General features: G+C 69.0%; 19 protein-coding genes. 10 read left to right on the forward strand and 9 right to left on the reverse strand.

What is annotated here, in order from left to right; genetic code table 11:
* Positions 1-56: 56 nt before the first annotated feature.
* The 6 genes from AB4Y67_RS15895 to AB4Y67_RS15920 all read right to left on the reverse strand — a co-directional run bounded on the left by AB4Y67_RS15895 (position 57) and on the right by AB4Y67_RS15920 (position 5,711).
* Positions 57-713, reverse strand: a complete 657-nt coding sequence (locus AB4Y67_RS15895; RefSeq protein WP_441406729.1) for a phosphoribosyltransferase — start codon at positions 711-713, stop codon at positions 57-59.
* Between the two features lie 178 nt (positions 714-891).
* Positions 892-1,719, reverse strand: coding sequence for an alpha/beta fold hydrolase (locus AB4Y67_RS15900; RefSeq protein ID WP_441406730.1), 828 nt, complete (start codon positions 1,717-1,719; stop codon positions 892-894).
* A gap of 4 nt (positions 1,720-1,723) precedes the next feature.
* Positions 1,724-2,053 (reverse strand): biotin/lipoyl-containing protein, encoded by a 330-nt coding sequence (locus tag AB4Y67_RS15905; RefSeq protein ID WP_056426240.1) that lies wholly within the window; start codon positions 2,051-2,053, stop codon positions 1,724-1,726.
* Complete coding sequence (locus tag AB4Y67_RS15910; RefSeq protein WP_441406731.1) at positions 2,046-3,134, reverse strand: alpha-ketoacid dehydrogenase subunit beta; 1,089 nt, start codon at positions 3,132-3,134, stop codon at positions 2,046-2,048. The genes AB4Y67_RS15905 and AB4Y67_RS15910 overlap by 8 nt, the downstream gene beginning before the upstream one ends.
* The gene (locus AB4Y67_RS15915; RefSeq protein WP_441406732.1) at positions 3,127-4,161 is read right to left on the reverse strand and encodes a thiamine pyrophosphate-dependent dehydrogenase E1 component subunit alpha; all 1,035 of its coding nucleotides are present in this window, start codon (positions 4,159-4,161) and stop codon (positions 3,127-3,129) included. The genes AB4Y67_RS15910 and AB4Y67_RS15915 overlap by 8 nt, the downstream gene beginning before the upstream one ends.
* Before the next feature lie 137 nt (positions 4,162-4,298).
* Positions 4,299-5,711, reverse strand: a complete 1,413-nt coding sequence (locus AB4Y67_RS15920) for an amino acid permease (RefSeq protein ID WP_441406733.1) — start codon at positions 5,709-5,711, stop codon at positions 4,299-4,301.
* A gap of 177 nt (positions 5,712-5,888) precedes the next feature.
* Between AB4Y67_RS15920 and AB4Y67_RS15925 the strand changes: the two genes are divergently transcribed.
* The 6 genes from AB4Y67_RS15925 to AB4Y67_RS15950 all read left to right on the forward strand — a co-directional run bounded on the left by AB4Y67_RS15925 (position 5,889) and on the right by AB4Y67_RS15950 (position 12,427).
* Positions 5,889-6,362: an Lrp/AsnC family transcriptional regulator gene (locus AB4Y67_RS15925; protein ID WP_441406734.1), complete on the forward strand. Its 474-nt coding sequence runs from the start codon at positions 5,889-5,891 to the stop codon at positions 6,360-6,362.
* 186 nt (positions 6,363-6,548) lie between these two features.
* A complete protein-coding gene (locus tag AB4Y67_RS15930) occupies positions 6,549-7,259 on the forward strand; it encodes an NUDIX hydrolase (RefSeq protein ID WP_441406735.1) in 711 nt (236 codons plus the stop codon).
* Entirely contained in the window at positions 7,256-8,566 is a 1,311-nt protein-coding gene (nadA, locus tag AB4Y67_RS15935; RefSeq protein WP_441406736.1) for a quinolinate synthase NadA, read from the forward strand. Before AB4Y67_RS15930 ends, nadA begins: the two co-directional genes overlap by 4 nt.
* Positions 8,563-10,317 (forward strand): L-aspartate oxidase, encoded by a 1,755-nt coding sequence (nadB, locus tag AB4Y67_RS15940; protein ID WP_441406737.1) that lies wholly within the window; start codon positions 8,563-8,565, stop codon positions 10,315-10,317. The genes nadA and nadB overlap by 4 nt, the downstream gene beginning before the upstream one ends.
* Positions 10,314-11,273 carry a carboxylating nicotinate-nucleotide diphosphorylase gene (nadC, locus tag AB4Y67_RS15945; protein ID WP_441406738.1) on the forward strand — a complete coding sequence of 320 codons (960 nt, stop codon included), beginning with the start codon at positions 10,314-10,316 and terminating at the stop codon, positions 11,271-11,273. Before nadB ends, nadC begins: the two co-directional genes overlap by 4 nt.
* Positions 11,270-12,427, forward strand: coding sequence for a cysteine desulfurase family protein (locus tag AB4Y67_RS15950; protein ID WP_441406739.1), 1,158 nt, complete (start codon positions 11,270-11,272; stop codon positions 12,425-12,427). The genes nadC and AB4Y67_RS15950 overlap by 4 nt, the downstream gene beginning before the upstream one ends.
* A gap of 73 nt (positions 12,428-12,500) precedes the next feature.
* Here AB4Y67_RS15950 and AB4Y67_RS15955 read toward each other — a convergent pair whose 3' ends face one another.
* Together AB4Y67_RS15955 and AB4Y67_RS15960 are read right to left on the reverse strand one after the other, a co-directional pair.
* A complete protein-coding gene (locus AB4Y67_RS15955; protein WP_441406740.1) occupies positions 12,501-13,004 on the reverse strand; it encodes a GtrA family protein in 504 nt (167 codons plus the stop codon).
* A 4-nt stretch (positions 13,005-13,008) separates the two neighbouring features.
* Entirely contained in the window at positions 13,009-13,683 is a 675-nt protein-coding gene (locus tag AB4Y67_RS15960; RefSeq protein WP_441406741.1) for a DUF1684 domain-containing protein, read from the reverse strand.
* 85 nt (positions 13,684-13,768) lie between these two features.
* Between AB4Y67_RS15960 and AB4Y67_RS15965 the strand changes: the two genes are divergently transcribed.
* The 3 genes from AB4Y67_RS15965 to AB4Y67_RS15975 all read left to right on the forward strand — a co-directional run bounded on the left by AB4Y67_RS15965 (position 13,769) and on the right by AB4Y67_RS15975 (position 16,859).
* Complete coding sequence (locus AB4Y67_RS15965; RefSeq protein ID WP_441406742.1) at positions 13,769-15,118, forward strand: M20/M25/M40 family metallo-hydrolase; 1,350 nt, start codon at positions 13,769-13,771, stop codon at positions 15,116-15,118.
* Between the two features lie 29 nt (positions 15,119-15,147).
* Complete coding sequence (locus AB4Y67_RS15970) at positions 15,148-15,969, forward strand: hypothetical protein (protein ID WP_441406743.1); 822 nt, start codon at positions 15,148-15,150, stop codon at positions 15,967-15,969.
* An 83-nt stretch (positions 15,970-16,052) separates the two neighbouring features.
* A complete protein-coding gene (locus AB4Y67_RS15975) occupies positions 16,053-16,859 on the forward strand; it encodes a transglutaminase-like domain-containing protein (RefSeq protein WP_441406744.1) in 807 nt (268 codons plus the stop codon).
* 40 nt (positions 16,860-16,899) lie between these two features.
* Here AB4Y67_RS15975 and AB4Y67_RS15980 read toward each other — a convergent pair whose 3' ends face one another.
* Positions 16,900-17,841, reverse strand: coding sequence for an AraC family transcriptional regulator (locus AB4Y67_RS15980; protein ID WP_441406745.1), 942 nt, complete (start codon positions 17,839-17,841; stop codon positions 16,900-16,902).
* 272 nt (positions 17,842-18,113) lie between these two features.
* Between AB4Y67_RS15980 and AB4Y67_RS15985 the strand changes: the two genes are divergently transcribed.
* Entirely contained in the window at positions 18,114-19,463 is a 1,350-nt protein-coding gene (locus AB4Y67_RS15985; protein ID WP_441406746.1) for an ABC transporter substrate-binding protein, read from the forward strand.
* Positions 19,464-19,478: the final 15 nt, after the last annotated feature.

A 19,478-nucleotide genomic window follows, 5' to 3' on the forward strand; every position in this document is an offset into this window, starting at 1 on the left:
GGCACGGACCGCTCGGTCCGTGCCCTTCTGTCGTTAAGGCGACGCGTCGTTGCTGTTCACGCGGGCCGGGCACCCAGCAGCCGGACGACGTCGTCGTCCCCGACCTGCCGGAAGGCGCGGTAGTAGCTGCCGACGGCGCGGAACTGGCCGGGGATAAACAGGCTGAACACTGCGTCCGCGAGTTGCTGCAGTGACGACTGAGCCTCCAGGGACGCGACGGGAACCCCGACGACGACGGTTGCCGCACCGGCCGCCCGGACGGCCTCGACGGCGGCCCGCATCGTCGCCCCGGTGGCCAGACCGTCGTCGGCCACAATCACGGTTTTGCCGGTCAGGGGATGCCGCGGACCAAGATACGCTGCGGCGCGGCGCCCCAGCTCTGCCCGCTCTGCGCCTTCCACGGCGTCCAGCGCCGACTGGCGGACCCCGATGTCCAGGAGCCGGGCCACCAGGGGACGGTTCAGTACGCGCACCACCCCGCCGCCGGCCGAGGCCAGCGCGCCGAACGCCGTCTCGTCGAGGCCGGGTATCCCCAGTTTTCGGACCGGCAGCACGTCCCAGGGCAGCCGAAGCGATGCCGAGGCCGCGGCCGCCACAGGAACCCCGCCGCACGCGAGGCCCAGCAGCACTGTGTCCGGGCGTCCGCGGAACTGGGGGAGGGCAACGGCCAGAAGCCTGCCGGCCTGCTCGCGGTTTGTAAAGCGCATGCCCATGGCGACCCTCTCCCGGTTTCCGCCCACTCTGCTGCGGCCAGCCTACGTCCGCCGGGGAAAGAGCGCGAGGGAATGGCCGGCCGCGCCCCCGGAAACCAGCGCGGGTTCACTTGACGTCCGTCCGGGTCGATCGGATGGGCTTCAAGTGACCCCGCGTTGCAGGTGAACGGCCGGGAGGCTACACGCCCAGGAAGCTGACGGCCCCCTGCTTGAACGCCCGGCTGGTGATGGCGTTGGTGTGGTTGCGGCCCGGCAGGACCAGCTGCTCCACCATGGCCCCCGCTTTGGCGCCCAGCGCCGCAAGCTCCGGCATGGAGACGGCCCGTTCGTCCTTCTCGCCGGCCACCAGCAGCATCGGCATGTGCGGCACGGCCTCGGCGGGATCGAACGGCTCGCTCTTGATCGCCTCCACGAGGGACAGCAGCGAGAAAATGTTGTTGCTGGGCAGCATCTGGGCCATCTTCAGGAGCCCGGCCGTGGACGCATCGGCAATCGGGGTGCCGTCGGCGAGGTAACGCTGCGCGGCAACGAGGTCGAAGTCGGCCAGCGGATCGGCGACGTTCGGGCCGCCCAGAACCAGCCGGTGCACCAGCTCGTGCTGGGTGGCGCCGAACTCCCAGGCAAGCCTCGAACCGAGGGAATAACCGATCAGGTCGAGTCCGCTGGACGGGTCGCCGTCGCGCAGGGGGCGGACCCCCGAGTCGAACGCGATCTGCAGCAGGTCCGCGCGGATCCTGCTGGGGGCGTAGGAGTCCATGTCCTCGGGGGCGCCGCTGCGGCCGTGGCCGGGCAGGTCCACCGTGATGACACGGCGGCCTGCCTCAAGCAAGGCGGCGATCCAGCCGGTGTCTTCCCAGTTGAGCTTGGACGAGGAGGAGAAGCCGTGCAGCAGCAGCACCGGGCGCAGTCCGGCGTCGGACGCGGGCTCGTGGACACCCACATACAGTTGGGGGTCGGTGCCCTCGACGGTGTGCGAATGCTGTTCGCCGGTGTGTCTGCCGCTCATGGTGTCAGTCCTCATCAAGTACGGCGCTCAGGCGGACCCGGCGCTTTGGTGCCTCTTCCTTCGGGACCGTGCCCACGATGCCGGCGGTGTTGTCCGGCACCTCAAACACAATCAGGGGCTCGCCGACATTGATCTTGTCACCGGGTCCACCGTGGATACGCACCACCTTACCTGCCTGCGGGCTGGGCAATTCAACGGCAGATTTGGTGGTTTCCACCTCGACGAGGGGCTGGTTGCGCTCCACCTGGTCGCCGGGGGCCACGAGCCATTCCAGCACGGTGGCCTCGATCAGGCCCTCGCCGAGATCCGGGAGGGGGAATGAAATTTCAGCCACGTTTGTACTCCAATACTCGCTGGATCCCGAAGAGGATCCGGTCAATGTTCGGGATGTATTCGTCTTCCAGGTCCCCCGAGGGGTACGGGACGTCGAAGCCGGTGACGCGCTCCACGGGCGCCTTGAGCGTGTCGAAGCAGGACTGCGTGATCAGCTGCGCCACCTCGGCGCCCAGCCCGGAGGTCAGTGGAGCCTCATGGACGACGACGGCGCGGCGCGTCTTGCGCACGGAGGCGGCCAGCGCCTCGGCGTCGATCGGCTTGAGCCAGCGCAGGTCCAGGACCTCGACGTCAATCCCGTCCTCGGCGGCGAGCTCGGCCACCTGAAGGCAGCGCGAGACCATGGCGCCCCACGCGACCAGCGTAAGGTGGCGGCCCTCGCGCATGACCTTCGCTCCGGTGGGGGAGCCGCCGTCGGCGAGGTTCACCTCGCCCTTCTGCCAGTAACGGGACTTGGGCTCCATGAAGATCACCGGGTCCGGCCGTGTGGCGGCGTACTTGAGCAGGTGGTACGCCTCATGCGGGTTCGACGGCGACACCACCTTGAGCCCGGGTACGTGCGCGAAGAGGGCCTCCAGGCTCTCGCCATGGTGTTCGGGGGCGCGGATGCCGCCGAAGCTGGGAACGCGCAGGGTGATGGGCATCGGCATGGTGCCCCGGCTGCGGTAGTTCATCCGGGCAATCTGGCAGACGATCTGGTTGATTGCTGGGTAGGCAAAGCCGTCGAACTGGACTTCCGGGATGGGGTGGAACCCGGCCATCGCCAGTCCCACGGACATGCCGAGGATGCCGGACTCCGCGAGCGGGGTGTCAAAGACGCGCTGCTCCCCGTGTTTGGCCTGCAGGCCGTCAGTGATGCGGAAGACGCCGCCGAGCCGGCCGCAGTCCTCGCCGAAGATGACGGCCTTGGGGTTCTCGGCGAGCACCTCGTCGAGGGCCCGGTTGAGGGCCTGCTGCATGGACATCACCGCAGTGGTCGGGGCGGCAGTGTTTTCCGGGGTGCCCCCGGCAAGGGCGGGGGCACTGCTCTCGGCGGTGCTCTCGCCTGCGGCGTCTCTGCCTTCGAGAATCGAGTTAGACATGTTCGGACTCCTCGCGCCAGTTGGCGGCCTGGGCCTGCAGAGCAGGGGTGGTTTCCTGGAAGACCAGGTCAAACATTTCGGTGCCGGGGCGGGATCCGAGGGACTCGATGCCGGTGCGGATCTGTTCCTCCTCTGCCTTGGCTGCTGCGAGGGCCTCGGTGAAGAACGCCTCGTCGGCGATGCCGTCGGCGAGCAGCCGCTGCCGGAAACGCTCCAGCGGGTCGGTGCCGGCGCCGTCGCGCTCCTCGTCGAGCGAGCGGTAGCGGCCGGGATCATCGGAGGTCGAGTGCGGGCCGCGGCGGTAGGTCATCGCCTCGATGAGCACGGGGCCGTTGCCGGCCCGGGCGTGCGCAAAGGCGCGCCGTGTGGCCTCGACGACGGCGACGACGTCGTCCCCGTCGATCTGCAGGGCCGGCATGCCGTAACCGGCGGCGCGGGCAGCGACCGAGCCGCCGGCCACCTGGCGTTCGGTGGGGACCGAGATGGCCCAGCCGTTGTTCTGGACGAAGAACACCACGGGGGCCTTCATCACCGCAGCGAAGTTCAGGGCCTCGTGGACGTCGCCCTGGGAGGAGGCGCCGTCGCCGAAGTACGTCATCGCGACGCCGTCTTTCCCATCCAGCGTCTGCCCGTGGGCCCATCCGACGGCGTGCAGCACCGAGCCGCCCACGACGGCCTGAATCGGGGCGAGCCGGGATTCCAGCGGGTTGTAGAGGCCGCCGTGCCAGGTGGCCTTGTGGGTGGACATGTACGCCACCATGTCCACGCCCATGGTGCGGGCGACGCCCATCTCGCGGTACGTGGGGAAGACGAAGTCCCGGGTGGTGTCAACGGCGTAGCCGCTGCCCACCTGGGCCGCCTCCTGGCCGAGCTCGGGCGCGTAGCCGGGGATGATGCCCTGGCGCTGCCAGGCGATGGCCGAGGTATCGAGGTGGCGGACGGCCACCATAATTGAATAGAGCTCGCGGAGCTGGGCGGGAGTGAGCGGTTCGGCGGCGTCGCCGGAAGCCACGGGGAGTGTGTCCATGGCTGTGACCCTAGTCACCCGCCCGACGGTAGGCAAACAGCTGTTAAATCACTGACCAGACTGCACAAGAGTGCCAGTCCGAGGGGCGTCGGGCTTTGCAATCTGTGCAGTCTGGTCAGGTAGTGCGGCCGGGCTGGTTACTTCCCGGCGTCGGCGGTTTCGGCCCGCTCGGCCGGGGCCACGCTGCGGTTGCGGGTGATACGGGCGCCGATCCAGCACGCCGCGGCGATGCCGGCGACCAGGGCGATGGTGCTGAAAAGCTGCTTGCTGCTGTCCGGGCTGCTGAAGCCGACGGCGAAGATCAGGGCGAGGAGCACGAGCCCGAAGACGGTCAGCCCCGGGAAGCCCTTCATCCGCAGCGGGAGGACGGTGCCCTCCCGGTCCGCGCGGCGGCGGAGGATCAGCTGGGAGACGAGGGCGGAGCCCCAGACCATCAGGCACGTCGAGCCGACCAACTGGAACAGCGCGGGAAGAATTTGCTCCGGGAAAAGCAGTTCCAGCACTGCGGCCAGGAAGCCGAACGCCACGGAGACGCCGACGGCGATCACCGGCACCCGTGACTTGTTGATCTTCGACAGGAACCGGGGGGCTTCGCCGCGTTCGGACAGCGAGAAGACCATCCGGGACGCGCCGTACAGGTTCGCGTTCAGGGCTGAGAGAAGTGCGACGACGGCGACCAGCGTGATGGCGGCGCCGGCGCCGGGGATGCCGGCCACGTCAAGGACGCCGGCGAACGGCGACGCGAGGGCCTCGGAGGTGTACGGGAGGACGGCGGCGATGACGAACACGGAGCCGATGTAGAAGACCAGGATCCGCCACACGACGGTGCGGATGGCCTGGCCCACGCTGTGCTGGGGGTTCTCGGTCTCGGCGGCGGCCACGCTGACGATCTCGGTGCCGCCGAACGCGAAGATCACCACGAAGAGCGCCGTTGCGATGCCGCCCAGCCCCGCCGGAGCGAAGTCCGCGGTGAAGTTGGACAGGCCGGGGGATTCGACGTCCGGGAGCCAGCCGAGCAGCAGGGCGGTGCCGATGCCGAGGAATACCAGGATGGCGGCCACCTTGAGGATGGCGAACCAGAACTCGAACTCGCCGAAGTTCTTGACCCCGGCGAGGTTGATCGCCGTGAACACGACCATAAAGATCAGGGACAGGGCCCAAACCGGGATCACCGGCCACACAGTGAACAGCAGGGCGGCGGCACCGAGGGCCTCGGCTGCGATGACAACCACCAGCTGCAGCCACCAGAGCCAGCCCACGGTCGCACCGGCGGTCCGGCCCATGGCTTTCTCTGCGTAGACGGAAAACGCGCCGCTGTTGGGGTTGGCGGCGGCCATTTCGCCGAGGGCCCACATCACGAGGATGATCAGGGTTCCCGCGACCAGGTATGAGATCAGGACGGCGGGTCCGGCGGCTTGGACTCCGGCCCCCGAACCCAGGAACAGGCCGGCGCCGATGGCGCTGCCGAGTCCCATCATGGTGAGTTGGCGTGGCTTCATGCTGTGGCCCAATTTCAGGCCGGGGCGCTCCGCGGTGGACTTCATCGTCATGCTGGCGAACCTTCGTGTGGTGTGGATCTTGGAGTCCTTATGGGACCTATTGAATTTACCGTGTCTGGGCGGGGCCGGCATGCCCCGGCCCGTGAGAGCATAGTGGCAGTTTGTTGGCTGGGAACGAGTTTTCCGTGGCGGTTTGCCGCGCGGATGCTGCTGCAGGAGGAATATTCGATGGACGTAGATGCCCTGGACGCGAAAATTGTCCGATTCTTCACGGATGCGCCCCGGGCGTCGGTGCTGGAAGCCTCCCGCGTCCTCAAGGTTGCCCGCGCCACCGTGCAGTCGCGGCTGGACCGGATGCAGGACAACGGTGTCATCGGTTCCTGGGTGCCGCAGCCGGATCCGGCGCATTTTGGCTTCCCGGTGGTGGCGTTCTGCTCCCTGACGATCAACCAGGACCTGGGGCATGACGCGGTGGTCGAGGCGCTCGCGGCGATCCCGGAACTGATCGAAATCCACACCGTCTCCGGCAGTTCAGACCTGATGGCCCGCATTGCGGCCCGCTCCAACCCGGACCTGCAGCGCGTGCTGGATGCCATGATCGCCACCCGGACGGTACTGCGCTCGTCCTCGGTGATTGTGCTCAACACCCACTTCCAGGGCCGCACCCTCCCGCTGCTGGAAGCCGCCGCCAACGAAGGGTGAGCAGGCCGGGGCCGGGCGCGTGCGCGGCGGTCACCATGTGAGCTGAAACATTTTGCGCCCAGCCCGGACAGTCGTATCATTAGTTCTAGTCAATTTGACTATAACTACTCCGGCGGTCGGGCCGGAACCATCCGGGCCGTCCCCTCAGAGGCCGGCCTGAAGCCTGAGAATGCGGGGTGAACCACCGTGTACACAACAGCAGCCAACGTCTCCGAACGCCAGACCGCGCCGCCGACGCTGGCCATCTCCACAGTGATCTTCGCCCTGCGCCCCAGTGAGCGTTCCGGACGCCCCACGCTGTGGATCCCGCTGGTGCGCCGGATCCGCGAACCGTTCAAGGGACTGTGCGCACTGCCCGGCGGCCCGCTGACCCATTCCGAATCCCTGCCGGACGCCGCCTCGCGGAACCTGCAGGAGACCACCGGACTGGCGCCCAGCTACCTCGAGCAGCTCTACGCTTTCGGCGGCCTGCACCGCTCACCCACCCAGCGCGTCGTTTCGATTGTCTACTGGGCGCTGGTACAGCCCACCGAGGCCGCGCTCGCGGACGAATCCGAAAACGTCAAATGGTTCCGGGCCGACCGGCTCGGCGACCTGGCCTTCGACCACAACGCGATCATCGACTACGCCCTCTGGCGGCTGCGCAACAAGATGGCCTACGGCTCCATCGCGTACCACCTGCTGGGCGAGTACTTCACCCTGGCCCAGGTCCGGGAGGTCTACGAAGCCGTCCTGGACCGTGAACTGGACCCGGCCAACTTCCGCCGGCAGGTCAAGGCCACGCCGGAGATCGAAGAAACCGACCAGTACCTGCAGGGCGGCAAGCACCGCCCGCCCCGCCTCTACCGCTTTACCGGCCGCCCTGGCCTAGACCCAGACAACAGGAGCACACCATGAGCAGCGTCAACACGGCAATCCAGCTGATCACGCGCGAACAGGCCACCAGCAGTGCCAACGGCCGGGCAACAGCCTCCACCTGCAGTCCGGCGCTCGCCCGCGGCCCCTGGGACTACGATCTCGCCGAGGCCCTCGCCGGTGTGCCCGCCTACGGCCCGGGCGCCTCCTCCGCCGACGCCGCCCCCGCCTCGACCCCCCGGCAAGGCCAGCTCCCGGAGGAGTACAAGCTCGCCGGCGCCGCCGAACTCGACGCCCGGATCCGGGCCGCCAAAGCGGCGCTGGGGGACCGCGCCGTCGTCCTGGGGCACTTCTACCAGCGCGACGAAGTCATTGAATACGCAGACTTCGTGGGCGACTCCTTCCAGCTCGCCAACGCCGCGCTGACCCGCCCGGATGCCGAGGCGATCATCTTCTGCGGTGTGCACTTCATGGCCGAAACCGCGGACATCCTGTCCCGGCCCGACCAGGCCGTGATCCTGCCCAACCTCGCCGCCGGCTGCTCCATGGCGGACATGGCGGACATCGACTCCGTAACCGAGTGCTGGGAGCAGCTGGAGGAACTGTTCGGCACCGAGCCCGACGCCGACGGCCGGGTCCCGGTCATCCCGGTCACCTACATGAATTCCTCCGCCGCACTCAAGGGCTTCTGCGGCGAGCACGGCGGCATCGTCTGCACGTCCTCGAACGCCTCCACGGTGCTGGAATGGGCGTTCGAGCGCGGCCAGCGTGTGCTGTTCTTCCCGGACCAGCACCTGGGCCGCAACACCGCCAAGGCCATGGGTGTGCCGCTGGAGCAGATGCCCATGTGGAATCCGCGCAAGGACCTCGGCGGCAACAACGAACAGGCCCTGCTCGATTCCCGTGTGATCCTGTGGCACGGCTTCTGCTCGGTCCACAAGCGCTTCAACGTGGGCCAGATCGAGAAGGCGCGCGCCGAGTTCCCGGGCGTTCAGGTGATCGTGCACCCGGAATGCCCCATGGAGGTGGTGGACGCCGCCGATTCCGCGGGCTCCACGGACTTCATCAAGAAGGCCATCGCCGCTGCCACCGAACCCACCACGTTCGCGATCGGCACCGAGATCAACATGGTGAACCGGCTTGCCGCGGAATACCCGCAGCACACCATTTTCTGCCTGGACCCGGTGATCTGCCCCTGCTCCACGATGTACCGCATCCACCCGGGCTACCTCGCCTGGGTCCTGGAAGCGCTGGTCCGGGGCGAGGTGGTCAACCGGATCACGGTGGCGGACGACGTCGCCGTCCCGGCGAAGGTTGCCCTCGAGCGGATGCTGGCGGCGCGGCCGTGACCAGGCGGCTGGTAGTGGTCGGCAGCGGCATCGCCGGTCTGTACGCCGCGCTGCTGGCGTCCGACGCCGTCCAGGACGGCGGGCTGGCCTGCGAGGTGGTGCTCCTGAGCAAGGGAACCCTCGAGCAGAGCAACACCTTCTACGCCCAGGGCGGCATCTCGGCCGTGCTCACGCCGGGGGAGGCCGCGCCGGGCGATTCCGTGGCGGCCCACATCGCCGACACCCTCGCCGCCGGCGCCGGGCTCAACGACCCCGAGGCCGTGCGGGTGCTGTGCACCGAGGCCGTCCGGGATATCGCCGGCCTGCAGCGGTTCGGCGTGCACTTCGACGCCGGACCCTCCGGCGGCCCGGCGCTCGGCCTCGAGGCGGCACATTCCGCCGCCCGCATCCTGCACGCCGGCGGCGACGCGACCGGCGCGCGCATCACCCGCGCCCTCGTCGCCGCCGTCGTGGAGCGGACAGTCAACGGCCGGCTGCGGGTCGAGACCGGCGCGTTCGCCACCGAGTTGCTCACCGAACTCCCCGAAACGGGCCCGGCGGCGGGCGCCGCCAGGGTGACCGGCGTCGCCTACCTGGCCGACGGTCAACCCCGGCAGTTGGACGCCGACGCGGTGCTCCTGGCCACCGGCGGTGCCGGACGGCTGTTCGCCCGGACCAGCAATCCGTCCGTCGCCACCGCAGACGGCCTGGCCCTGGCGTGGCGGGCGGGCGCATCCGTCCGGGACCTGGAGTTCTTCCAGTTCCACCCCACCACGCTGGTGGCGGACGAGGTCCCTGGAGGTCCGCCGGCATTGCTCATCTCCGAGGCGGTCCGCGGCGAAGGCGCCGTCCTGCTGGACGCCGCCGGTTACCGCTTCCTGCCGGACTACCACCCGGACGCCGAACTGGCCCCGCGCGACGTCGTCTCCCGCAGCATTGCCCTGCACCTTGCGTCCACGGGCGCGCCGGCGGACAGCCCCGTCTTCCTGGACGCCCGGGCGATCGATGCCGCCCGCGGGCCGGGCTTCCTGGCCCGGCGTTTCCCCACTATCGACGCGGCCACCCGCGCCGCCGGCTACGACTGGACCAGCCAAACGCTCCCGGTGTCCCCGGCAGCCCACTACTGGATGGGCGGCGTGTCCACCGACCTCTGGGGACGCACGTCCGTGCCGGGGCTGTACGCCGCCGGCGAAGTCGCGTGCACCGGAGCGCAGGGCGCCAACCGGCTGGCCAGCAATTCACTGCTGGAGGGGCTGGTCTTCGGGCGCCGGGCTGTGGAGGCGTTCCTCGGTGGCGAAACGGGCCGGGCGTCGGCTGGGACGTCGTCCGACACCGACTTCGCCGGGGAAGAAGTTCCACCGGCGGCTCCCGAGGCTGGTGTGAAGTCCGAGGCTGGTCCCATCCCGTTCTCGCGCGACGCTCTGCGGCGGTTGATGACTGCGGACGCCGGGGTGTTACGCAGCGGGGAACAACTGCGGGAGGCGGAGGCCACCCTTGCGGCCTGGGCCGCCGTCGTCCGCCCCGGGATCGTGACGGACGCAGCGAATCAGGGGGAGCACGAGGACCGGAACCTGCTGCTCGCCGCGCAGCTGCTGGTGGCCGCGGCCCGGCACCGGACCGGCTCCGTTGGCGCCCATTACCGTGCGGACGCAGCCACCGCGTCCACTGTCCCCGCCGTGCTCGCGGCGCCCGCCCGCTCCACCCCGCCGGCCGGCACGTACGGCCACCGCCACGCCGCCCCCGCACGTCCGAAACAAAGGATCTCCTCATGACAGCACCCGCCGCAGCCCGCCCCGCCGTCTCTCCGGTAGCCGCGCTCGCCGGAACCCTGCCCGCCGCCGCCGTGGACGCCGTGCTGCGGGCCGCCCTGCTGGAGGACGCCCCCTACGGCGACATCACCTCGCAGACGCTCATCCCCGCGGACGCGCGGGCGACGGCGGTCCTGGCCGCCCGCGTTCCCGGCGTGCTGAGCGGCGGGGAGGTGTTCGCCGCGGCGATGAAGCTCACGGACCCCGGGGCCGACGTCGAACTCCTCGTGGCCGACGGTGCCGCCTTTGCCGCCGGAACGGCGCTCGCGAGGGTCAACGGGAACGCCCGCGCCGTGCTGCTCGCCGAGCGCGTGGCACTCAACCTCGTGCAGAGGATGAGCGCGATCGCCACCACGACGGCGGAGTTCGTCGCCCTCGTGGACGGCACCGGCGCGCGCATCACCGACACGCGGAAGACGACGCCGGGCCTGCGCGTGCTCGAACGGTACGCCGTCCGCTGTGGCGGCGGCGCCAACCACCGTTTCGGACTCTCGGACGCCGTGCTGGCCAAGGACAACCACCTGGCCGTCCTGACCGGGGGAGACCCGGCGAAACTCACCGCCGTGCTGCGGGAGGCCAAAGCGCGTCTGGGGCACACCACCCACTTTGAGGTGGAAGTGGACAACATGGACCAGATCGGACCGGTGCTGGCGGCCGGGGTGGACACCATCATGCTGGACAACTTCACGCTGGCGGACCTCGCCGCCGGGGTCGCCCTGGTGGGCGGCCGCGCCCGGGTCGAGGCCAGCGGGAACGTCAACCTGGCCACAGTGGCTGGCATCGCCGCCACCGGCGTGGACGTCATCTCAATCGGCGGACTCACGCACAGCGTTGCGGCGCTGGACCTGGGCCTCGACCTTGAGCTGGGCCTCGACAGCGAACGGAACAGCGACCAGACGGCTGGCCAGGCGGCGCCATGATCTTCCTCGACGCCGCGGCCACCACACCGGTCCGCCGCGAGGTGCTCGAAGCGATGTGGCCGTACCTCAGCGGGGACTTCGGAAACCCCTCGAGCCACCATTCGCTCGGCGACTCGGCCGCCGCGGCGCTCGCCGGGGCACGGGCAGCGACGGCAGCGGCGCTGGGCTGCCGAGCGGGCGAGGTGGTCTTCACCTCCGGGGGCACGGAGGCGGACAACCTGGCCGTCAAAGGCATTGCACTGGCCCGGCGCGCGGCGGACCCGCGGCTGGACCGGGTGGTGATCAGCGCCGTCGAACATCCCGCGGTGGAGGAGTCCGCCCGCTACCTGGAACGGGTGCACGGCTTCGCCGTCGACATGGTGCCGGTCGACTGCTATGGGCGCGTCACCGACGAGGCCCTTGCCGCCGTGCTCCGGCCGGAGACCGCGCTGGTCAGCATCATGTACGCCAACAATGAGGTGGGCACGGTCCAGCCGATAGCCCGGCTGGCGTCGCTGGCCCGCGCGCAGGGCATTCCGTTCCACACCGACGCGGTGCAGGCCGCCGGGTGGCTGCCTCTCGACACAGCATCACTGGGCGTGGACGCCCTGAGCATCTCCGGCCACAAACTCGGCGCCCCGAAAGGAAATGGGGCCCTGTTCGTGCGGAGCCGGACCCGGCTGGAACCCGTGATCCATGGCGGCGGGCAGGAACGCGGGCGCCGGTCGGGGACCGAGAACGTGGCCGGGGCCGTGGCCCTCGCGACGGCGCTCACGCTCGCCCGGAGCTCGCAGGGGGAACGGGCGGCGCACGTCGCCGTCCTGCGTGATGACTTCATCCGCTCGGTGCTGGCGGGCGTTACCGGCGCGGTGCTCACCGGCCATCCGGGCGAGCGGCTGCCCTCGGTGGCGTCGTTCTGCTTCCCGGGGACCAGCGGCGAATCCGTGCTGCTGGAACTCGAACGGCTGGGGGTCATCTGCTCCAGCGGTTCGGCCTGCGCGGCGGGCTCAGACGAGCCGTCCCCGGTGCTGCTGGCGATGGGTATAGCCGCAGAGGCCGCCCAGACCGCGGTCCGCTTCAGCTTCGACTCCACGATCACGGCCGCCGAGCTGCAGGAGGCGGCGGCCGCGGTCCGCACCGCCGTCGGCAGTGTCCAGGCCCTCGGCACGCCCTGACCCCGGGTTGCCCTGTCACTTAATGCTGTTCCGGGGCCCTCAGAGGGACGATATCTGACAGCGCAAACCTCTTTTAGCGGTGACGGGCGCGGCGGAAGATCCAGTGCCGCAGCAGCGTAAACCGCACCGCCGTGGCCGCGAAGCCGGAGAGCGTGGTGGTCCAGAGTTCGTCGGCCACGGTGGCGTCGGGGTTGATCCAGTGCAGGACGCCGAGGCTGCCGCCAGTGATCAGCAGCGCTACCAGGATCACGATCAGCCCGTTGAGATGGTCGCGCCTGAGCCGGTGCCGGTCGGTGATCTTGAAGGTCAGCCGCCGGTTCAGCGCTGTGTTCATCAGCGACGTGAGGATAAGGGCTGCCGCGTTGGCCGGCTGCGAGCCGAGATACGGCCGGAGGAAGGCGTACAGCGCCAGCGACGTTGCCGTGCAGACAATCCCGACGGCGGTGAACCTCAGCAGTTGCCGGACCAGGGGGTAGCGCAGGACGCCGCGGTGCCGGCGGCGGGCCGGAGAGCCGGCAGGGGCAGGGTGGACGGCGACGGCGGGCGCAGGGGAGCGCTGCTCGAGCTGGGCATCCATCCGCTCAGTACAGTTCGCCGACGGGGATTTCCACGGCGAGGCGGTTCGACGGGCCGGCGAGGGGACATGCCCACGCCTCGTTGTACGCACAGGAGGCGTTGTAGGCGAAGTTGAAGTCCACCACGAACTCGGCGTCCGGGCCGGATCCCTGCACGCCGTGGAAGGCGCCCTTGATGGTGTCCAGCAGGTAGCGGCCCGCACCGTAGGTGCCCCCGGGCTGCCCGGCCGTCGCATCGCGGAACGGAACAAAAATGCCGCCGCCGTAGCCGTGGAGCTTCCACACGGCGAGCTGGCCCATCTCCGGCAGATCGAACGTGCCCAGCCGGACAAAACGGACCAGGCCGTCGGTCCCGGTCTCCACGTTCATTTCCCGCCCGGCACCCTCGCCCGTCAGCGGAATGTGGAAGCGGTAGATCGGGTCGTAGTCCGCCGTTTTCAGCCCGCCGAAGGTGGACTTGGCGGCCGTCGTGAGGGGCGACGCGGGGTGGGTGCCGAACATCCGGTCCCGCTCCTGGCGCCAGTATGAATGCGCCTCGGCCGGATCCTCCGCCGCCAACTTCCGCACGTTGGCGTAGAGCGCGAAGGTCCGGAGCCGCCAGTCCGCAATGTCGACGGCGGAGATGCCCGCCACGCTGTCCTGGGCTCCGAAATCCGTGGAGCCAAAATCCTGATCCGCCATGTGCCCAGCGTATCCCGCTTTCCCGCCGGAGAATCGCGCCGCCGAAGTCCGGCCAAGGGTCCGGTGCGGCCGTAGACTTTCGCGCATGCAGACCACCACTGCGCGGCCCGTCGGCCGCGCCGCCGCCGCCCTGGCCGAACTGGTGCGGTTCCGCACCGTGTCCTCCCGGACTGCCAGCGAAGTGGACACCGGCGAGTTCGAAGCATTCATCGCCGCGCTGGCCCGGCTGTATCCCGCCGTCCACGCCGTCCTGGACCTCGAACGCGTCAACGGCCAGGCGCTGTTGTACCGCTGGCCGGGCACCGGTCCGGACCCCGTTGCGCGTCCGTCCGTGCTGATGGCCCATTACGACGTCGTCCCCGCCGGCGATCCGGAAGCGTGGACCCGGCCGCCGTTTTCGGGGCACAACGACGGCACCTATCTGTGGGGCCGCGGCACCCTCGATGACAAAGGCCAGCTGGTCGCCGTCATGGAGGCGGCCGAATCCCTGCTCGAAGCAGGGTTCGCCCCCGCCCATGACCTCTACTTCTCCTTCGGCAACAACGAGGAGACCGCCGGGGCCAGCGCGGCCGCCGCGGCGGAACTGCTGGCGGGGCGTGGAGTGAGGCCCTGGCTGGTGCTGGACGAGGGCGGCGCCGTGGCCGGCGGGGCGTTCCCCGGCGTGACCCGGCCGGCCGCCGTCGTCGGCGTGGCCGAAAAGGGGATCCTGGACGTGGAGCTGCTGACCCGGGACGCCGGCGGCCACGCTTCCACACCTCCCCGGATGGGCGCGACGGCGCGGCTGGCGCGCGCCATCACGCGGATCGAACGCCGCCCTTTCCCGCAGTCGCTGCCGGACGTGACCGTTGAGATGCTCCGGCGTTTCGGCCCGCACGCCCCGGCGCCGCTGCGGGCCGTGTTCGCCAGGTTGTCGCTGTTCCGCGCCCCGGTGACCCTGCTCTTCGGCCGGATGGGGGGCGAGACCAACGCCATGACCCGCACCACCGTAGCTATCACCACGCTGGAGGGCAGCACGGGGGCCAACGTCCTGGCCGCCACCGCCCGGGCGAACGCCAACATCCGGGTGGCCGTTGGGGAAACCGTCGAGGGGACCGTGGAGCGGCTGCGGAAGATCATCCGTGACCCCAGGGTGGAGCTGCGCGTGGTGGAAGGCAGCGACCCCTCCCCGGTGTCGCCGCACTCCGGGGCGCCATGGGACCTGCTGGAGGGCTGCATCACCGGAGTGTTCCCGGAGGCGCTCGTCACCCCGTACATCATGATGGGCGGCACGGATTCTCGCCGTTTCACCGGGATCTGCGGCGCCGTGTACCGCTTCGCCCCGTTCTCCATGGACGCCGAGGCGCGGGGCTCCATCCACGCCGTCGACGAGAAGATCGCGCTGGAGACGCTGGAGCGCGGCGTCAGCTTCTACGAAACGCTGATCCGGGAACTCTGAGCGGCCCCAAGTCCCGCTACGCTGGCACCATGACAGGGACGGACACCTTCCGGCGGGCCTCGGCCCGCCGCCTCCGAATCACCGCCGCGCTGGCGCTCGCCGCGGCCGCACTGTCGGGCTGCAGCAGCGACACAAAGGGCACCCCCGCCTGGACGGCCGGCAGCAGCCCGGGCGCAAGCGGGGCACCCTCGGCGGAACCGTCCGTGGGCGGCACCACCCCGGCCGCCTCGCCCGGATCCACCGCCCCCGGCTCAGCGGACGCCGGCTCGACGGCGTCGGCCTGGAAGGTTTTCACCGATCCGGCGAAGAACGTCAGTTTCGAGCTGCCGCAGGAATGGATCGCCCAGTCGGTGGCCCCAGCGGAGGGAACTATGCCCGGCGCTCTCAAGATTGAGGTCAAGGACGCCGACGGCGGCTACCTCGCCACCCTGCAGACCGGACTTCCGCCGCAGCCCGCCGCGGCCTGCGCGGACGACGCCGCGAAACCGTACGTCGTGGTCAGCAGCGTCCCGGTCGACCTGCCGCATCGCGGCGGGGAAGGCACCATAGACCCGCGTGTGGTTTTCCGGGTGACCCAGGGCTACAAGTATTTCGGGTCCTACGGCATCACCAACATCGTCGGTGGCACGGAAGGAAAGGCCTGCACGCTGCAGAACCTGGTGCGCGGCCCCGAGGGCAAGGGCGACTACTCCTTTGGTGACCTGACGGAGCTGAAGGCCTTTGCCCCCGACCAGAAGGTTGCCCCCGCCAAGGCGTTCGACACCCTCGACCAGGCAGCCAAATACGTCAACGAAGGCTCGCAATTCGCCAACGTCCAGCGGATGCTAATGTCTCTGAAGATCAAAAACTAGTCCGCACCGCCCGCACCGCCCGCACCCGGCCGGCCGACGGCGGCGGCGACGCCACCAGCCGTACCCTCACACCCCGGAGATACATGCAGCGCTCTGTAGCCGCCCGCCTGGCCTTCAAGACCGTGGCCGACACCAAGGTCGCCCTGGCCGTGTCCGTGGCTCGAAACCCCGGCTACAGCAGCTTCCTGGAGTCGCTGTCAGTGACGGCCGGCGGCGAGGATGTCCCGCTCACCGAGCTCTCCGACCACCACGGCGGTCGCTTCCACTACATGGAATTCGCTGAACCCACCGAGGTGCTCGTGGACTACGCGGCGAACGTTTCGGGGTTCGCGCTGCCGGAGGAACCACGGCTGATGGAACTCATCCGCTACGTCCGGCCCAGCCGCTATGCCGAGTCCGACCGGCTCCTGCCCACGGCCTACGCGGAATTCGGCGGACTGCAGGGCGAAGAGCTCGTCAACGCGGTGCGCAACTGGGTCTTCAGCGAGCTCCGCTACATCAGCGGATCCTCACGCGGGACCGACGGCGCCGTCGAGACGCTGCTGCACCGGCGCGGGGTCTGCCGCGACTTCGCCCACCTGGCCATCTCGCTGCTGCGCGCCAAAAACGTTCCGGCCAGGCTTGCTGCCGTGTATGCCCCCGGACTGAGCCCTATGGACTTCCACGCGGTGGCCGAGGCCCACCTCGACGGTGCCTGGCACGTCATCGATCCCACGGGCCTGGCCCCGCGGGAGAGCATGCTGCGGATCACCGCCGGCCGGGATTCGTCGGATACCGCGTTCCTGTCGACCGTTGGCGGCAGCCTGTCGCTGACCCAGCTCCAGGTGACTGCCGTCGTCGACGGCGAACTGCCGGACGAGGATCCGGCGAAGCTCGTCACCCTCCACTAGGGTTTTCCGCTGGACAAGCTGCGCTCCCGATTGGGCATGATCACGGCTGGACGCGCTGGCGGTAGTGGCGCGGGGTCTCGCCTGCGTCGTTGAGGAAATGCCGGTTGAAATTGGACAAGTTCGAGAAGCCCACCTCGTAGCAAATGTCGGAAATGGCTTTGTCGCTGTGCTCCAGCAGGCGGCGCGCATGGGCGAGCCGAAGTTTGCGGACCAGGTCACTGAAGTTCTGGCCGGTGGCACGTTTGAAGTACTTCGAAAATGTCGGCTCCGACATTCCCACCAGCGCAGCGGCCCCGGACATTTTGACGCTGCCGGCATGGTTGCTGAAGACGTACTCCAAGACAAGGTCCACCACGGCCGCGGCTTGGCTGTCCAGCTGCGGCCGGAACCATTCGTCGGCCAGATAGCGCCGGTCCTCCTGCGGCGCACGGGCAAGTATCGCCAACAGTTCGAAAAGATGGTGCAGCCGCTCCAGCCCAGTGGACGTACCCATCGCGTTGATGGCGGCGGCGGCAGCCTCGGCTGACGGCCCCAGGAACTCGATGCCGCGGGAGGACTGTTCCAGCAGGGGCCGGATCTCGGCCATTTCCGGAATGATTGATGCCGCCTGTTCAACCCATTTGCCGTCGAACTGGATGAGGGCGTCCCTGCCCTCGAGGATTTCCCCGGGCTCCAGGTCGCTGACCCAGTCGTGCGGCAGCCCCGACCCCACCAGTGCCACGTGTCCGGCCTCAAACGTGCCGATGTGGTCTCCCACGATGAACTTCCCGGTGCCCTTCCGGATCAGGTGCAGTTCGTATTCGGGATGGTAGTTCCAGCGTGCCACCGGACTGGGATAGTCGTGCTCATGCCACCGGACCGAATGGTTTGGGTCTTCCGGGATGACCTCACGGTTGGCGCGCATCCCCAGTAGCCGTTCTGCAAGCCTGGCCGCCGCACTGTCAATGGGGCCTGAGCCGGCGCCGGGGTCGGCTGCGTTCATCGTGGTTCTCCCTGCCTTCGGGTTATGAAATATGGACGGGCTCCGGGCCGCCTGCTCCCAGAGTAGCGCCTGCGCGGGCACCGCTCGGGAAAATTAGTATCAGAAAATGGCAACCATGGCGCTAGTTGTGCCCTGTCCCACAGGCCTAATCTTGAGGAACATCAGCGCGGCACCCCGGCTGCAAAGCCCGGTCCCGCATTCGGCGCCGCACCCCGACACAGCAGTCGGAGTGCAGGGCGCATTGCATCCCCCGAAGAACAAAGGAGTCCTTAATGCGCGCAAAAACACGCGTCGCCGCGTTGGCCGCAGGTGCCCTGTGCGTGGCGCTCAGCGCCTCGGCCTGTGCCGGTGCCGGCGGAGGAAATTCCGCTGGCGACCCGAACGCCATCAATGTCCTGATGGTGAACAACCCCCAGATGGAGGACCTGCAGCGGCTCACGGCCGATAACTTCACCAAGGAGACCGGCATCCGGGTCAACTACACCGTCCTGCCGGAAAACGACGTCCGTGCCAAGATCAGCCAGGAATTCTCGAGCCAGGCGGGCCAGTACGACGTGGCGTCGCTGTCCAACTACGAGATCCCGTTCTACTCCGCCAACGGCTGGCTGGCTCCTCTGGACCATGTGGCCGCGGATGCCGGGTTCGACCAGGCGGACATCCTGCCGGCCTACACGGCGTCGCTGACCGGCAAGGACGGCAAGCTCTACGGCGAACCGTTCTACGGGGAATCCTCCTTCCTGATGTACCGGAAGGACATCTTCGAGGAGAAGGGCCTGATCATGCCGGAGAAACCCACCTGGGACGAGGTCGCCGCCCTGGCCGCCCGGGTGGACGGCGCGGCCCCGGGCATGAAGGGGATCTGTCTGCGCGGCCAGCCTGGCTGGGGCCAGGTCTTCGCACCGTTGACGACTGTGGTGAACACCTTCGGCGGAACCTGGTTCGACAAGGACTGGAACGCACAGGTCAACAGCCCCGAATTCACCGCGGCGGTCGAGTTCTACACAAAGCTGGTCCGGGAACATGGTCCGGCGGGGGCCGCCCAGGCCGGGTTCACCGAGTGTCTGAACAACATGAGCCAGGGCAAGGTTGCCATGTGGTACGACGCCACCTCCGCGGCCGGCGCCCTGGAAGCCGAGGCCTCCCCGGTGAAGGGCAAGATCGGCTACGCCCAGGCCCCGGTGGAGGAAACCAAGTCCTCGGGCTGGCTGTGGACCTGGTCCTGGGCTGTGCAGGCGGCCTCCAAGAAGCAGGATGCCGCCGGGAAGTTCATCGCCTGGGCGAGCTCGAGGGAGTACGAGGAACTGGTTGCGTCCAAGCTCGGCTGGTCCAAGGTCCCGTCCGGCAAGCGCATCTCTACTTATGAGAACACCGAGTTCCAGCAGGCAGCACCGTTCTTCAAGGCCGAACGTTTCGCCATTGAGAACGCCGATCCAAAGAACCCCGGCGTCCAGCCGCGTCCGGCCGTGGGCATCCAGTTTGTCGGGATTCCCGAGTTCGCCGCCCTTGGCACCAGGGTCTCCCAGGGTGTCAGCTCCGCAATCGCCGGCCAGGGTACTGTCGCCGACGCGGTGGCCAAAGGCCAGGAAGCCGCACAAAAAGTCGGCGACAAGTACAAGAAGTAACAACCCAACCGCAGG

The sequence above is a fragment of the Arthrobacter sp. YAF17 genome (assembly GCF_052113365.1).
In the GTDB taxonomy this organism is placed as follows: domain Bacteria; phylum Actinomycetota; class Actinomycetes; order Actinomycetales; family Micrococcaceae; genus Arthrobacter.

Bases quoted from the DNA above. Each gene is read 5' to 3' on its own strand.
- AB4Y67_RS15895 (WP_441406729.1), bottom strand. From the start codon at position 713: ATGGGCATGCGCTTTACAAACCGCGAGCAGGCCGGCAGGCTTCTGGCC.
- AB4Y67_RS15900 (WP_441406730.1), bottom strand. From the start codon at position 1,719: ATGAGCGGCAGACACACCGGCGAACAGCATTCGCACACCGTCGAGGGC.
- AB4Y67_RS15910 (WP_441406731.1), bottom strand. From the start codon at position 3,134: ATGTCTAACTCGATTCTCGAAGGCAGAGACGCCGCAGGCGAGAGCACC.
- AB4Y67_RS15915 (WP_441406732.1), bottom strand. From the start codon at position 4,161: ATGGACACACTCCCCGTGGCTTCCGGCGACGCCGCCGAACCGCTCACT.
- AB4Y67_RS15920 (WP_441406733.1), bottom strand. From the start codon at position 5,711: ATGACGATGAAGTCCACCGCGGAGCGCCCCGGCCTGAAATTGGGCCAC.
- AB4Y67_RS15925 (WP_441406734.1), top strand. From the start codon at position 5,889: ATGGACGTAGATGCCCTGGACGCGAAAATTGTCCGATTCTTCACGGAT.
- nadA (WP_441406736.1), top strand. From the start codon at position 7,256: ATGAGCAGCGTCAACACGGCAATCCAGCTGATCACGCGCGAACAGGCC.
- nadC (WP_441406738.1), top strand. From the start codon at position 10,314: ATGACAGCACCCGCCGCAGCCCGCCCCGCCGTCTCTCCGGTAGCCGCG.
- AB4Y67_RS15950 (WP_441406739.1), top strand. From the start codon at position 11,270: ATGATCTTCCTCGACGCCGCGGCCACCACACCGGTCCGCCGCGAGGTG.
- AB4Y67_RS15955 (WP_441406740.1), bottom strand. From the start codon at position 13,004: ATGGATGCCCAGCTCGAGCAGCGCTCCCCTGCGCCCGCCGTCGCCGTC.
- AB4Y67_RS15960 (WP_441406741.1), bottom strand. From the start codon at position 13,683: ATGGCGGATCAGGATTTTGGCTCCACGGATTTCGGAGCCCAGGACAGC.
- AB4Y67_RS15965 (WP_441406742.1), top strand. From the start codon at position 13,769: ATGCAGACCACCACTGCGCGGCCCGTCGGCCGCGCCGCCGCCGCCCTG.
- AB4Y67_RS15970 (WP_441406743.1), top strand. From the start codon at position 15,148: ATGACAGGGACGGACACCTTCCGGCGGGCCTCGGCCCGCCGCCTCCGA.
- AB4Y67_RS15975 (WP_441406744.1), top strand. From the start codon at position 16,053: ATGCAGCGCTCTGTAGCCGCCCGCCTGGCCTTCAAGACCGTGGCCGAC.
- AB4Y67_RS15980 (WP_441406745.1), bottom strand. From the start codon at position 17,841: ATGAACGCAGCCGACCCCGGCGCCGGCTCAGGCCCCATTGACAGTGCG.
- AB4Y67_RS15985 (WP_441406746.1), top strand. From the start codon at position 18,114: ATGCGCGCAAAAACACGCGTCGCCGCGTTGGCCGCAGGTGCCCTGTGC.